This is a genomic window from Bifidobacterium sp. ESL0820, assembly GCF_052606235.1.
In genome coordinates, this window is record NZ_CP199594.1 from 586,944 (window position 1) to 602,729 (window position 15,786).

At 53.5% G+C, this 15,786-nt stretch carries 10 protein-coding genes; all 10 read left to right on the plus strand.

Annotated features, from left to right (window positions below; translation table 11 throughout):
• Positions 1–2 precede the first annotated feature (2 nt).
• The 10 genes from ACUIAH_RS02490 to ACUIAH_RS02535 all read left to right on the plus strand — a co-directional run bounded on the left by ACUIAH_RS02490 (position 3) and on the right by ACUIAH_RS02535 (position 15,691).
• The gene (locus ACUIAH_RS02490; protein ID WP_445341301.1) at positions 3–1,595 is read left to right on the plus strand and encodes a TRAFAC clade GTPase domain-containing protein; all 1,593 of its coding nucleotides are present in this window, start codon (positions 3–5) and stop codon (positions 1,593–1,595) included.
• Between the two features lie 20 nt (positions 1,596–1,615).
• Positions 1,616–2,458 carry a nucleotide exchange factor GrpE gene (gene grpE / locus ACUIAH_RS02495; RefSeq protein ID WP_445341302.1) on the plus strand — a complete coding sequence of 281 codons (843 nt, stop codon included), beginning with the start codon at positions 1,616–1,618 and terminating at the stop codon, positions 2,456–2,458.
• Between the two features lie 43 nt (positions 2,459–2,501).
• Entirely contained in the window at positions 2,502–4,169 is a 1,668-nt protein-coding gene (locus ACUIAH_RS02500; RefSeq protein WP_445341303.1) for an Hsp70 family protein, read from the plus strand.
• A gap of 171 nt (positions 4,170–4,340) precedes the next feature.
• The gene (locus ACUIAH_RS02505) at positions 4,341–6,425 is read left to right on the plus strand and encodes an Hsp70 family protein (protein ID WP_445341304.1); all 2,085 of its coding nucleotides are present in this window, start codon (positions 4,341–4,343) and stop codon (positions 6,423–6,425) included.
• A 12-nt stretch (positions 6,426–6,437) separates the two neighbouring features.
• A complete protein-coding gene (locus tag ACUIAH_RS02510; protein WP_445341305.1) occupies positions 6,438–9,491 on the plus strand; it encodes a double zinc ribbon domain-containing protein in 3,054 nt (1,017 codons plus the stop codon).
• A 74-nt stretch (positions 9,492–9,565) separates the two neighbouring features.
• Positions 9,566–10,735, plus strand: a complete 1,170-nt coding sequence (locus ACUIAH_RS02515) for a hypothetical protein (RefSeq protein ID WP_445341306.1) — start codon at positions 9,566–9,568, stop codon at positions 10,733–10,735.
• Positions 10,736–10,792: 57 nt separating this feature from the next.
• On the plus strand, positions 10,793–13,543 hold the full coding sequence (locus ACUIAH_RS02520; RefSeq protein WP_445341307.1) for a GAP1-N2 domain-containing protein: 2,751 nt from the start codon (positions 10,793–10,795) through the stop codon (positions 13,541–13,543).
• Positions 13,544–13,586: 43 nt separating this feature from the next.
• Positions 13,587–14,348: a hypothetical protein gene (locus ACUIAH_RS02525; RefSeq protein ID WP_445341308.1), complete on the plus strand. Its 762-nt coding sequence runs from the start codon at positions 13,587–13,589 to the stop codon at positions 14,346–14,348.
• A gap of 23 nt (positions 14,349–14,371) precedes the next feature.
• Positions 14,372–15,148 carry a hypothetical protein gene (locus ACUIAH_RS02530; protein ID WP_445341309.1) on the plus strand — a complete coding sequence of 259 codons (777 nt, stop codon included), beginning with the start codon at positions 14,372–14,374 and terminating at the stop codon, positions 15,146–15,148.
• A 78-nt stretch (positions 15,149–15,226) separates the two neighbouring features.
• A complete protein-coding gene (locus ACUIAH_RS02535) occupies positions 15,227–15,691 on the plus strand; it encodes a hypothetical protein (RefSeq protein ID WP_445341310.1) in 465 nt (154 codons plus the stop codon).
• Positions 15,692–15,786 lie beyond the last annotated feature (95 nt).

Genomic DNA, 15,786 nt, shown 5'->3' on the forward strand with positions numbered 1-15,786 from the left:
ATATGAGCCAAGCTGCCAAGGAGCCAGCCAAGCATTCTTATTATTTCGGGCCAGGTTTAGCGGATCTGAAGCAGGTGGTCACCTCTGCTCTGAAGAATATCGAAGAATCTTTATTTTCTTTGGCAAATACAATAGAAGATTCGCCGAATTTCATGAGCAAAATCGACAACATAATTATAAACGTGTTGTGGTGGATATTCAGCTACACTTTTTGGATAGGTGCAGCGACTATGACCATCTTGGCCGGTGTCACTTTCTGCTTCTTTATGCTCATCCCTCACATCGCCATATTCCTTGTCGTCGACATCATCGGCATCGCTTACACAGGCATCATCTTTGTCATAGAGCTGGTGATGATGAAACTGCGCAGGGTTTCACTAGTTTGTGACACCTGTCACACGCGGTTCGCATACCCGGTTTACATCTGTCCCTCCTGCGGAGCCAAACATCAAGAGCTGTCACCAAATATATTTGGTGCCCTGCATCACAGATGCACATGCGGAGCCAAACTGCCTTCAAGTCTACTTGTTCTGAAGAACCCCCGCAGGTCGCTTGATGCCATCTGCCCCAACTGCTGGAAGTCGGGACGAGAAGTAACCGTGCAAGGTGCCGGAAGTCATACCGTGTGTATTCCCATCGTGGGAGGCGAGTCGGCTGGTAAAAGCGCCTTCATTACTGCCTATGTCAAGGATCTTATCGACCATCAGGCATCAGCCCACGGATTGACGACACATTTCTACGATGACAGCAAGAAGAGCATGTACAGCGCTATGACCATGGACTATCAGAACGGTACCGTAAAAAAGACGGCCACCGTTACACGCACCGATATCTCCAGCACAATCTCCTTCAGCTTTTATCTTGAAGGAGAGAAGCTGAAGCCCCGTCGACTGATGCAAATCTACGACATCGCTGGAGAGACCTTCGTCGGCAACAGCGAAAACGAGCAACAACGTCAGTACGAGCACTGTGATGGCATTGTTCTGGTGATCGATCCCATGTCACTGCCGAAGGCTCAGGCGCTTTTCGGGAATCAAATGGATGCCGGTGATCAGAGCGCTGTCAGCTCAGCAAGTCTGGAAGACGTGATGAACGCTCTCAACAATGACCTGCGCGAGAACACGAAAATCGATAAAAGCGGAAAACTCTCCATGCCACTTGCCGTTGTCCTCAATAAGTTCGATGAGGCGGAAGGGTTGGATGATCGCTTCGGCAACAAGGGCGTGATGAAAATCAGAGCAGCGAACACGGAGAGATTCACTGATGATTTCGACCTCATGGACTTGCTATGCCGACAGTTCCTGGTGGACATGGATATGCCCGAAATCGTTGATCTCATTGAGCAGAATTTCAAGAGTTCGCGTTTCTTCGCAGTCAGTGCAATAGGCCATACGGCTGGGAATGGCAATGCCTTTAAACCCTTGAATGTCAACGCGGTAATGAGCTGGATCCTTCAAAACTGCGATCCGAATTTGGCTAAGGACCTCAGCATGCAGACCTTCTCCAAAGCCAGCCTGCCGCTGGAAAAACCAGTAGCTGGCCTGTATGAAGAGCTGCTGGCCGGACAGGGGGGAAGCAAGCAAAGCAGTCAATGACATGAAGCAGGCGACCGCAAATGAGCGGCCAACCGTCATATAGATCTAATGCGAAAGGCGATAAAGGAGCAGAAACAATGGAGAACCGAGAAGCAGAGGAAGACATGCCTTTGCCTAGTTTCCCACCGGAGCCCAGGCAAAAGGCAGCGTACAGCAAGGATGCTCCTGTCTCCGGGCCTAGGGTAGCCGAGACGGCTGTAGAACCTGACCATGCAGAAGCAGTTCCGGAATCCAATCCGATCAACGGCAATCCGAATGCCGTGGCCATGGACATACAAAAGTCAATCGATTCCTTGGGTAAGACAATGGATCAGCTTCAAGCTCTGTTCAGCCAGCGGCTGCAATATGACCAGACCAAAGAGACGGTCATAGATCGACAGCACCAGGAGTTGAAGGCGCTCCGTGAGGGGATCAAAAACGACCTGCTGAGGCCGATTCTTTATGATATCGCCGCGGAATTGGACGACATTCGTCAGATGAAGATAGGGCTGGGAGACCAGCCAGGTTCCCAGCTGGCTGCGGAGCAATTGACCAATGTCGAAGATGTCCTGAAGGACATACTCAATAAAAACGATGTAGAACAGGTGTCCAGCCAGCCAGGAGAGCCCTTCCAAGGCAAGTGGCAACGAATGGTCAAACCTGTGGACACCGATGATCCCAACAAGCACAAGACCATTGCTCAGTCGCTGGCGCCCGGGTATAGGCGAGGCCAGGAAAGCGTGTTCAAAGAGAGGGTAACCGTGTACCGACTGCTGCCGTCCAGCCACCGGCAGCATCAGCCAGGCGACCTTGATTCCAACTCCAGCATTGGGACCGGCAGCGCTGTTCCACCTGAAACGCAGAAATCAGAACCCAGGGCTTAGACAAACCAGCCAATCAACATTTCACCAGAAAGAAGCAGACAGCATGTCAAAATACGTATACGGCATCGACCTAGGAACCACCTATTCCTGCATTGCCTATCAAGACGAGGATGGTCGTCCCACGGTAGTCAAGAATCTTGACACCAATGCCGATACCACTCCATCAGTGGTGCAGTGGGACACGGATGGAACCCCGGTTGTCGGGCAAGAAGCCAAGGATTCGGCAGTTTTGGAGCCTGACAGAACCATAGCTTTCGTCAAACAGCTCATGGGCAAGAGCAAGATCGCCATCAACATCGACGGCAAGGACATATCTCCCATTGAAGTATCCTCCTACATACTGAAGGAATTGGCCAACCAAGCCAGCAATCAGCTCAGCGATGACGTGAAGGATGTCATCATCACCTGCCCTGCATACTTTGGTGAGGCAGAGCGTACGGCTACCAAGCAGGCAGGGGAGATCGCCGGCCTCAATGTGCTCGCCATCATCGAAGAACCTACGGCCGCAGCCATCTGCTACGGTGTAACGACTTCAACTGAAGACAAGAATGTCATGATCTACGATCTTGGCGGTGGCACCTTCGATATCACCATTATGAAGATCTCAGGGGGCACCATCAGGGTGGTCACCACCGAGGGCGATCACGAGTTGGGCGGAAAAAAGTGGGACGAGGCTATGAGTCAGCTTTTGGTGGACAAATACATGGAGTCCACCGGCAGTGACGAGAGTCCAATGGATGCCGACGATAATGAAACCTTCCTTCAGGATCTTGCCATCACGGCCGAAAAGACCAAACAGACGCTGAGCAACAAGAAGAGCGCCAAGGCCGTGCTCAACTTCAATGGCAAAAGGGCGCAGGTCGAAATCACTCGCGAAGAGTTCGACGATGCCACAGCAGCCCTGCTGGATACCTCCCTGGACTTATCGGAAAAGGCCATCAACACTGCCAAGGCCGAAGGAGTAAACGTCGATGAGATTCTCTTGGTGGGTGGCTCCACCAAGATGCCTCAGGTTCAAGAAGGAGTCAAGTCTCGCTTGGGAATAGAGCCCAAGGTGTATGAGCCGGACGAGGCTGTCGCCAAGGGCGCCGCCATCTACGCCATGCTTCAGGCTGACGAACAGTCCAAGCTCAGCGAAAACGAAACCAAGTCAACCGATGCGGAAGGCAACGAAGTCGCCGTCAACAAGGAAACCGGTGAATCGCGAATCCTGCCCACACTTTCCGGCGGCGGTTCCGCCATGCCGACGCTTTCCAGCGGAAGCCTCAAGGTTGTGTCCGTCTCCACCAAGAGTTTTGGAGTCAAAGCCACTGATGCCAAAGACGGACAGGAGAAGATTTTCAACCTGATCAAGAAGGATGACGAAATACCAGCCGAGGTGACTCAGCAGTTCGGCACGGCTGAGGACAACCAGATCAAGGTGGAGATCCGCGTCTATCAGACTCCTGACAAGGTAGACACCTACCCGGTTGATGAGGATCGCTTCCTGGGAACCGCGGAGCTTAACCTCAAGCCCAACACGCCAGCCCAGTCGGTCATCTCCATCACCCTGAAGCTCACCGCTGACGGCATGGTCAAACTGCATGGAAAAGACGAGACCTCCGGGAGCGATATCGATGCCGAATGGAAGGCAGAGAACGCGCTTGACGATCAGGAGCTCCAGGAGGCCAAGGAGCGTGTGAGCACATCCACCAGTCTGTCGATGGAATAAGTGCATCTATAAGTCGGTCAGCCTTCCGGGAGGCTGACCGACCATTCACCATCTGCCGGTTCAAGGACAAGCCCTTTTCAATTCGGCAGGGAAAACGAGCAGGCAGCGAAGAAAGGCTTGAAGACGATGGGTATTGCAGTCGGAATCGATCTGGGAACTACATATTCGGCAGTGGGGCGCATCGATCCCACCACGGGTCATGCCGTCATCATCAGAAACCCGGAAGGGGAGGCCGTGACCCCATCCGTGGTCGCCGTCATGCCTGGAGGTAAAACCCTTATCGGTGCAGAAGCCAAGGAACAGCAGGAGTTGGGCTATACCGAGACCGCTGCCTTCTTCAAACGCTCAATGGGGCAAAAGGACTTTTCACTGACACTCTGCGGCAGCCAGTATTCTGCCAGCGACCTGGCCGGGATCCTGCTGCGCGGGCTGGTCCAACAAGCTCAGGAAGTATCCGGAGAGACCATAGATGCGGCAGTGGTGACTGTGCCTGCCTATTTCAAGAACTCCGAGCGAGAAGCCACTTTGGAAGCTGCCTCCAAAGCGGGCCTGAAAGTCCTCGGACTGCTCAATGAGCCGACGGCAGCCGTCTTTGCTTACGGCCTCAACGCGGACGGGGCTTCCCGCAAGGTCCTGGTTTACGACCTTGGCGGCGGTACCTTCGATGTGACCCTTGCACAGGTGGACGGCGAAGAGATCAGAGTCCTGGGCTCGGATGGCAGCCATATGCTGGGCGGCAAGGACTGGGACGATGCCTTGGTTCGTTGGATCACCGACCAATTCTCGGACGAGTTCGATGTTGATTTGAGCGACGACTCAGAGCAGATGGGTCAACTAGCAGTAGTGGCGGAAAAGGCGAAGAAACGCCTTTCCAGGGCCAACTCTGCGCCCATCCGCGTCTCCTACCAAGGGCATACCGGCAAGTATGAGCTGACCCGGGATGAGTTTGACGATATTACTTCTTTCATGCTCCAGGAAACCTCGGATATCGTCGATAGGCTATTTGCCAGCATGGATCCACCCGTCAGCTGGCAGGATGTTGACGGAGCAATCCTGGTGGGAGGATCCACCAGAATGAAACAGGTCCACGACTACATCGAACGCATGTCCGGCAAGCCTCCTCTGGGCGGCGTGAATGTTGACGAGGCCGTAGCCCTGGGCGCAGCAATCCGTGCCAATCAAAATGCTTCAGGAGCTCCAACTATGTTGCTGGGTTCCGGATCCTCAGCCAGTCCATCTGATGGACCAAGCATGCTCCTAGGCGGACGCAAGGTGACCGACGTCACCTCGCACAGCCTAGGAATGATTGCTGAGTCATCGGACCGGTCCCACTACGTCAATGACATCCTGATTCCCAAGAACTCGCCCATCCCCGCCCGGCAGACCCAACGACGTGAGCTGCGGGTGCCCACTTCCGGAGGAGAGCTGGAAGTATACCTACTCCAAGGGCAGGAACCCGCACCTCTGGATAACGAGGTGGCCGGCAAGTATGTCTTCACCGATATTCCCTATGTAGGCGATGGGCGCACACTCATCGACGTGACCTACAGCTACGACGAAAATGGGGTAATCGCAATCAGCGCGGTTCAGACCGAGACCAATACCTCATTGCCCATGCACCGTGAGCCGGTGCCTGAGGACTTGAGCTGGGCCACCCGTTCTCCTCTGGAGAATGATCAAGTAGAGCAAACAGCTAATCCCGGCATTCCCAAAACGGGAGAGATTTATATATTCATCGACATGTCGGGCAGTATGACTGTTAGCTTCAGAGATGCGATTGAAGCTGCTCAGCGATTCGTTGATCAGATCGATGTTCAAGTCATACATATAGGAATAGTTGGTTTCGCTGACACACATAAGATCTATCAAAAAGCCACAAGTAACAGGTTAAAATTAAAACACAGCATCTTAAAGCTTCAATCGCATTTTGACTCAGATGAGGTAGGCGGCGGAAACGAAGACGATCCTCTCTCATATGTAAAACATATTTTCTCGCATTATGGAAAGTTTAAGCTGGCTCTTATCTTGACTGATGGCGTATGGGACGATAGTAAAAAAGCTATACGGTGCGCGCACTCTGTCTGGAAGCGGGGAATAAACACCATCGGCATAGGTATCGGTGGGGCAGACGAGTACTTTTTGAAACAGATCTCCTCCATCCAGGACCTGTCAGAACTGACAGACGCAAGTCATCTGGTCGAGAGTTTCTCCAAGATCGCCCGAGTCATCAGCAGTGGCGATGGGCTGGTCAGATAGGAAACCGGCACCATGCAGAATGAAACAAACTACTACCTGCTACTTGGCCTCTTCGACTTTGCCAATGACTTGGTGGGCTCCAGCGACGATGATCCCGCCTTCGAAGCCGCTTTCAATGCCGCCAAAACACAAAAGGAACGGCAGTGGTCCTCCGACAAAGTAAAAAACTCCGCCAAGGCCAGCCGAGCAGGGCATAGCCTTGACCTCCTGCCCAAAGCCAAAGAGCACTTGGACACTATGGAAAAGCGCAAGACTCAGTGGGAGGATGCCAAAAACCAGGTAGAGAAAAAGATCCGACAGCAAATCAATGTCTTCGCCTTAGCCCATTCCGGTGCTTACCTGCTCCAGGGCGAAGTGGATCTGGTCATCAAAAAGGTGCAGAAGGATCTGGACTTGACCATAGACCAGGCTACTGTACAACGCTTGGCACCCTCTGGCATCGAGATCAAACAGGGTGAGCAGGCGCCCGCTGGCAAGGATCTGTCGAGACCCAAGGGCTACACGACCTTCCATAACACCCAAAGCACACTGGCTGCATACGGTTATTCAGATTTCTACGACCTTCTAGGCAAGGATCGTGGCGTTACCAAGATCAGGAGCACCCCAGCAGGGCAATGGGCCAAGTGGGCCCAGGAGGATAAACAAGCACTACCCAACAAGGCCACCACTGAAGTGGCGGATCGGCGTAAACTCTATGGGGAATGCGCCCGCATCTTCGCCAGCGAAGACAAGCGCAGCGAGTATGACAACTACATGTCCTACTGCAGCCTTGACGAGGTTCTCACCGAGATGGCCGAGGGCTGCTCGGTGTCCAAGCATTTGGATGCATCTACGGCCGAGTCATACGCGAACAGGCTGGTTGCAAGCGCCGCCAAGCATGGCATCCCTTTGGACGAAAACGAAGCCATGGACTACATCCTGGGGCGTTGTGTAAAGCATGGCATTGCCTTTGCTCCCCCCGAGAAAGAAGGAGCGGATACACCTGCTAAGAAGGAGGTCTGCTTCTGGTGCGGCACGCTGATCGACCAGGGGCTGGCAGTCTGCCCAAGCTGCGGCGGGAAGACCCATATCGACTGTCCCAAATGCGGGACGAGCAACCCGGCCTCGGCAAAATTCTGCACCAAGTGCTCCATGGACTTTGGCGATCTTGGACGCGCATCCTCCTTATGCGACGAGGCAGCATCCGCCGTAGAACACTTGAACTTCGACCAGGCCCAGCAGCTACTGGCTGACGCAGAGCAACTTTGGAAGAATCTGCCTGACATCGCCAAATGCAAGGCACGTCTTGAACAGGGCATAAAGCAATTTGGCTCGCAAGTTCAAAGCCTGCAGGAAGCCATAAACGCCAACCATCTGGTCGAGGCGAAGAAGCTCTATCAGGACATCCAGAAGCGAGCACCCCAGTTTGACAGACAGGACCTGGTCGAGCGGATCGACACTGGAATCAGCACAGCCCAGTCGATCATGGATGGAGAAGATCCCAAGCATCCTGATACCCAAGCCGTCGTAAGGGCTTACGAAGCTTGCGCTGATTACCCTGGTCTGGCTGTTGCTCTGGCCTCCACACCGCCACAGGCTGCGGAAAAAGTGAGCGTCAGGGTTGAGCAGAACAGCCAGTGCAATGTCATTACCTGGTCACCCTCCAAAACGAAGCAGGCCTCTTACCTGCTCGTACGCAAGGAGGGGTCACGCCCACTCGATGTTGAAGACGGCGAAACGTTGGTCCGTACTGCTGGCACAAGCTATACGGATCACGGCCTGAAAGCGAATACCGACTACTGCTACGCGGTTGCGACAGTACTGGGCCCGCTTACCTCAGATCTGACCTGTTCCCAACCGGTCAGAAACCTCTTCGACGTGCATGCAGTCGAGGTCAGCGCCTCTGAAGGATCCATCCAGATCCGTTGGGCTGGACCTCCCAAGCCGTCAGAGGTCGAGGTTTGGCGGGATGAACACTCCGCACCAGACAAACCCGGAAAGGGCAAGCGGGTTACCAATGTTGCCGAAGGAGGCCTTCTGGATCAGGGTCTGAGCAACGGCGTGACCTATTACTACACCATCTTCGTCAAGTACCACACCAAGGACGGTGGCACCGCTTACTCGAGCGGTCAGACCTGCTCAGGCGTACCCAGCGCGCCGCCGGATCCAATTGATTTTATGCTTCCTCAGCTCCAGGAGGACGGTTCCTTTGATCTGGAATGGGACAACCCTGATAAGGGTGAGGCACGCTTCTACTACAGCCCAGAGAAAGTCGAGCTGACTTCTGGCGACATTATGCCAGTTTCAGAACTGGAGACCAAAGTCCTCCCCCTCTCCTTAACCGTCAAGAGCGTAGGCAAGGGCACATTTACCCTTCCAGACGACCAGGTCTACCAGCTGATTGCGGCCACTGTTCGTAATGATACGGCCCTGGTGGGCTGCTCAACCATGGTGACCAGCAAACAAGCCGTTTCAATAACCAAGGTGGTGGCCAGCGGAGCCAACGTCGACATCATCTTTGAATGGCCCGAAGACAGCGAGAATGTGCTCATAGCCTGGAGGACTGACCGTTTTGCCAGTGCAGCGGGGGAGAGCGGCGCGGCCAGCAAGCTGATCAACAGAAAAACCTATGATCTCCACAAAGCCATCGAGCTGGAGGGCCTGGATCTGGGCGTAACCTACTACTTCAGTCTCTTTGCCCAACTGGGCACGGGAGACTCCGCATCCTATTCCGCACCCAGCTTCAAGACTTTCTCCTTCGGCGGAGGAGGCAAAGCGCATTACAGGGTTGAGGCCAAATCCTTCTTCGGCAAGGTCAAGTCCGCCAGGCTGGTCCTGTCCAGCGAGGTGGCTCTGCCGGCCTGCACCCTTCGCGTCCAGAAGGAAAGCATCCCCGTTTTCTCAGGTCAGGGAATCGAGCTGTTCCACGTACCTGCCCAGGCCGAAGCCGGTAACTGGACCTTTGACCTGCCCGCACAGCTGCTCAACAAGGGGCTCTATTACAAACTGTTTTTCGATGACCCTTCAGCATACGACCGCATCGACCTGCAGCTTAACCCGGGAACACACCCACAGATAGGAAAATAAGCATGAAATTGCACTATGTATGCCCCTTCTGCTTTAGCGAACACAAAATCTACGATGTTGAATTCGCCTGTGACATGCGCAAGATCTGCGGCAAAAAGGATGCCGATGGCAATGTGCTGGTGCCTGCCGGCGCCGGCGAGGACGATCCTAAAATGGCTGCCTACAAGGGCGTGCCTCGAATTCAGGGGCCTCACCACTTTCGCGCTCCCAGTTCGGCATTCACCAAGTTCTCCATGCCTGATAAGGCTGTCTGCGACTGGTGCAACCAGGTGAGTCACACTCGGGTGTGTCCCGACTGCCATAACCCCCTCCCCGTCACCATCGACACCGATCAAGAGGCCATCGTCGCCCTGATCGGCACTCGAGGCTCAGGCAAGTCCACATATGTGGGTGTGCTCATCCATGAGATGATGAAGCGTCTTTTCCGTCCGTTCAATGGAACCTTCCAACTGTATGGCCCCGAAGACCAGCAACAGTACAAGGAGCGTTTTGAAGAGGATCTGTATCGGCTGCATCATCTGATTCCACAGACACAGAGCCACATCGCTGGTCAAACAGTCACCGAGAACCGACCGATTCTCGGCACGCTCAAGCTCCAGTCCACCGGACTGTTCAAGAAGATCCAAGCGATGACTCTGGTCTTCTTCGACTCAGCTGGCGAGGATTGGGAGAGCGAAGAGGCGATCAGAATCCTGGCTAAGTATGTCTCGCATTCCTCTGGCATCATTTTCCTCATCGATCCTTTGGCCAACAGTGCCGTTCGCTCGGCCATCGATGATGAGGAGGCGGTGAGGACCTCCACTTCTGTTGACGAGGGCGAGGTATCCGAACCAGCAGAGGTGCTCAATCGGGTCGCCGATCTGATCCGGCGTGATCGGAACATGAAGCAGACTGACAAAATCGACATTCCGGTGGCTGCGGCTTTTTCAAAGCTTGATGTCTTGGAGGATGCCGGCATTCTGCCCCCAGGCTCTGCTTTAGCCCAGCCATCACCTCACGTTCAGCTGGGAAAATTCGATGATGCCGATCGCCAAGCAGTCGACCAGGAGATGCGCGGGCTGCTGTCAACCTGGAACCAGGGAGATTTCCTTTCCGCTTTGGACATGAACTATACGACCAATTCCTGCATGGCTTTCTCTGCCATCGGCAGGGCGCCTGAACAGAACAACGAAATAGCCCCGCCAGTGCCTAAACGCATTGAAGATGCCATGTTCTGGATTCTGCACATTCGGGGCTTGATATGAGCGAGCAGGATCAGCGCCTCTTGTCATCGAACTCGGCTGCATCGGAAAGGACTCACTATGAAGGCTGAACAGATCATCTATACTTCCTGCCGGCGCGGCATTTCCGGGACCTCTTCAGGCTTTCAGAATTACTCCTATTCCCCTGAGATGGGCAAGTGGATCAACAGCGGCGATGCCATCGGACTGCTGCAATCCTATCAACCGCCCCGTCAAGCGGACCTGCCGGCCCTGCCCTCCAAGGAGGAAGCGCAAAGTCTCTTCCCCAGGCGAGAGTTCTTCGGGCCATTAGAGGGTCCAGATCATCTCTACGGCATGGCCTTGTGTTCCTATATAGGACGGGACTACCCCGAAGGATCCGTCCGAGGGGGCAATTTCATCAGCCACGTTCTCGCCCTGCCGATCGAACAGGTAAAGGGTTATCCTTGTGAATACATCGATTCTGCTTCCTTCCTGACGTGGATGGACGCGGACCTGGCCCGTTCACAGACAACCCCCGACCCTCTGCCTTCGCTGTCGATAGAGAGCAATCCGAGCATCAGCCTTCAGGCTGTCCAAGACTTTCTTGAGGACGATCGGTCTGATGCCTTTGAGCTGATGTTGCGATGCCTGTTGACACGCAACGAAGGCGGCTATCCCCATAAACTCGTCATCGTTGACGACAAGGACAATTTTGCACTCTGGGTAGCTGCGCTGGAATACGCTCTTCCAGTCAGACAGGCACGCAGCTACGCCTTCTCCTCCTACGAGTATGATCTGCAAATCACGCCTGCTGTGGTTGTTCGGGCCGTAAAAGGCTGTCTTCATGGCATTGGCGATGCCTCTATGGCCTACAATTTCGTTTTCAATTTTGAAACAGGGGAGTTGCCCGCTCCACCGGATGCCAACGAGGATGTCGATGCCTTCTGTGAGTTTGCAGCATCGGCACTCTGCTACGCGCCAGACAGCCTGTCGGTAAACAACAGCTATCTGGATGCGACAGAATATGCGGATGTCGATGCCCGTGTCGGCACTGGCTATATCCTATGCCAATTGGCTGCGGGAACCATGGCTGCTGTTGATTGCACCAGCGATCAGATCAGCAGGGGATGCAGCTTTCTTGTTGATTTCGGCACACCCGAACAGTGCAGGTCCATGGTTGACAGCCTGCTTGAATCCTCTGGTGCCCAAGTCATGCCGAAAGAATGGACGGGCGCTGTGGAAGGCGGCATCCAAGCCATAGGTAAAGCGCAGCCAAATGTAGCCGCCCACGCCGCCACAGAGCTGGTGAATCGTCTGAAAACCATGTTCACAGCCAGCAATGTCAGCGAAGACTTGTATCAGCAGAACCGCAGCCTGGCTCAAACTCTCAGCCAGGTAACGGGACGGGATTTGAATGTGGAACTCTTCCGCCTGCTGACAGAGGATGGCAGTGCCGCCCTCGACCTGGGGCAGAGCAACGGGCAGGTTCCATGGACTGTGAGAGCCTATGCGTCCATTCTTTCATCGTCCTTGTTGTCTTCCTTCACCCAGATTGGCGGTTTGCCGCAAGGGGTTTCTGGGCAAGAGATGCTGGCAAGCTTGGGTCGTGAGAATGCGGCAGCGGTGAACAAGCTCGTCACCAGCCTGGCAACCAGCTCGGCTAGCACCGGCAGCGCCATTTTTGAGTCTCTTGTGTCGCAGTGGGGACAGGATCCTGCTCTGGTCTCGATGCTTGGCTTCTTGGTCGTAGAGGCCCGGCCTACCGCAAAGGACGTGGAGAATCTGGCAGTGGCCAGGCTCTGGCAGATATTTCTCCAGGAGCCCGAACCGAACCGCATCAACCATATTGCTTCCCTCTTGAAATCTGGACGCACGGACGTCGCCTTGGACCACCTGCTGGCTCTGGGCGATCAAAGCCAATCGGATCCTGTGCCCTATTACCGTTTCCTTGCCCAGCTTCTACATTCGCCCATTGGCAATTTCATCATCACCCAAGCTGACGCCCTCCTGGACAAGTCCTGGTCCCTGCATGGACAGTCAGTCGCTTGGGGGGTTGCATGCCTGTCGCTGATGAGCCAGCTGCCGGGGATGACAAAGTCGGAAGTCTGGCAGAAAGTGCAAGAACTTGATCAGCAGGTCAACTTCATACCGAACACTCAGTCGCAGGCCCAGGATGCTCAGACGCTGGAGAAGTTCTGCTCGGAAACCGGACTGGCAATACCCGATCATGTCAATCTGTGCATGCAGGCCCTCCGATTGAGCCAATTAGCACAGGCCGCTTCCAACCGTCGTCAGGATCAGATTCTGATTGATGCCCTCTGCAAGAGCATCCGTCAAGCAGGACCAAAACTAGCTGTCAACAAGGCCGGCAATGAGCTGAATGCCTATATTGAACACTTGGCTATCAGTATTGCACCAGTCGCTACCGAAAGCGGGCAGATTGAGACTGCATGGATGCAGTCGATGCCGATGCAAACGATAGCCACTATGCTCTGTCAGGTGCTCAGGCAGGTCGCGGCATTGCACAATGAAACTGAGGTCATGCTGCTCCTGGCCACCTACCTGCCTTATGTGTTGAACAAGTCACGGCACGTCCTCATTCAGGAAGGGCCATTCATCAACTTTGCAGCCCAACAGATGGGTGATGCAGGATTCAAATCATCTTCCATCAATAAGTTGCTGGAAGACGATCGTCAACTCAATAAATTGATCGACCGATATCAAAAGCGATTCGGTTCCTCTTTCAATAGCGGCGACTTCAGATCGTTGCTTTCGAAGATCCATCAAAAGATGCAGGCAAACGAGAAGCAAGACGGCAGAGGGGGCTTCTTCTCAATGTTCAGACGGTAGTGAACCGGGAGCTTTAACAGAAGAGGCATAGAGAGGCAACACTATGAGCACATACAATACATCCGGGTCAAGCACGGGGGGAGCGCCTGCAGGGTCGCCATACAGCACTTCAGGATCGCCGTATGGGTCATCATCGTCTCCTTATGGCTCAAGCCCTGCGACAGCTCCTGGCAGCCCCTCCAGCAGTGGTCCTTCCAGCACTAGCCCTTCTGGAGCTGGCCCCTCAGCAGGCTCCGGACCATCAGGCAGTTCGCCATATCCGTCTGCACCCACATCCCCGGCTGCTGTTCCTTACAGTAACGAAGCTTACCTGTCGTTTACTTCAATCGCCATCGCTGTCATTGTCATGGCCCTGAACGTCTATATCACACCCATATTTTTGTCTTCTACCGGGGACAACCCGATTGCTTCAAAAAGTGCCATCAAAACCATTCATACCTTTTTGAGCATGCCTTTTTATGTGCAACAAACCTTGTTTACATCACTATGTTTGCTCATAGCTTTCTTGGTTTGTTTCCTCACATGCAGATACGCTCCAGTTTTTTGCGATGACGTGGGTCGAGACGTCGTTTCTTACGTCATGATGCTCCTCATTGCCGGATGCTGTGTGGTTTTTGCTGACTCGAACCGGTTGGCGCATCCGCACATTGTCTATTCGCTACTGTGCACGCTGGCCCTAGCCGGTTCAGCCTATGTCACCCATGTGATCGAAGTCGATACCAGCATAGGAAAGCGGCTGCTGATCTGGCTCCTAGAAATCGTCCTGCTTGGAGCCGCGCTGTTCGTACACCAGTACAACATCTGATCGCGAACGGGAGGATTATACGAATGAGTGAATGGTATAAGAAAGTCGGAGTGCTTGTTGCCCTGATTCTCGGATTGGGTTTGGGATTCGTGGCTGTTCGCGGCTCAATGGACTTGGAAACAGCAAATGAAATCGCCTCCGGGCTCTCTGTCCTTCCTTTCAGCGATTGGCTCCTGCGACTGCTGAGAGGTATGGTTCACATCGATCCCGCATATGTAATACAAGTTCAAAAACCATGGTTTACCTCTCTGCTGATCCTGTTTGTGCAGACCTTGATACAGTCGCCGATTCTGCTGCTGCTGAATAATGCCATGGGGCCCGTATTGTTTCGCACCAACGCCAACGAATATTCCGTGGTGGGGGATTGGAGCGCAAGTCGTACCAAGGACAAGATCCTGCGGCGTTTAGGCAAACTCGTATTGGTCATCATCCTGGTTCCTCTTATTGCCTTTCTGGCAGGCTGGATGATCTCCACTGCTCAAGAATGGGTAGGCAAGCGGCCCACATGGTTGCAGGTCATTATTTACATTCTGCTTTTCCTCCTTGTCGTAGCACTTGCCTGTTTGCCTATTTGGATGCATCCAAGAGGATTCTCCTATGGGGTCTTTCTGGCGAGCGCCGCACAGCGAATCATCTATGTGCTGATCACGAATTTCCTGATTATTGCGGTGGTTTCCATCCTGGTTGCAGGATCTTCAGGCTGGCATTTCATGCTTGCTCTGCTCATATTGCTGGGGTGGATGACCATCTACTCGGACACCGATGGGTTTCTGGCCCACAAGCTGGTGTCCGCTCGATAAACGTGCGCCGTCGTCCTTAGCGGCGCAACCATAGTAGTCATAAGAATTGAAGATACAACTATGCTGACGGAGAAGGACATGGCTGATTTCCATGCCACCATCTACTTCGACGATGAATCAAACTCAACTTCCCTGAACGATATAAAAATTCGCCTTGAACAGACTGCTGAGAACGTCGGCATACCACTTGCTTTTTCACATGGCAAAATAACAACTTATAAAGTGTTCTGCAAGACCATTCATGACTGTATCATCTTGTACCATCCTGATCACAAAAGAGACTACTACAACTTCTGCGTATACCTTTCGCGACAAGATAACAGAATCTTCATCCACATCAAGATGTTTGGCCGAAGTAAACAGTTCAATAAACATGCCCGTTCCGAGAAGGCAAAAGCTGATAGGCTGGGCAAGGAACTCGCTTATCAGCTAGGCTCTATGTTGGGATCCTGTTTGTACAACATCGGTAAGAGTACGAGAAAACTCGAAGAAGAGCAAGAGTATTACAGTGCTCTTGATCAGGTTTTCGAGAAAACGTTTTGATAACTTTCCTCCATGTGCCTCTCTTCGTTGAGAAGCCAAAGCAAATGAATCGTCCACAATTGAGCCATTTCAGTTTTACCTATAGTTCACGCAAA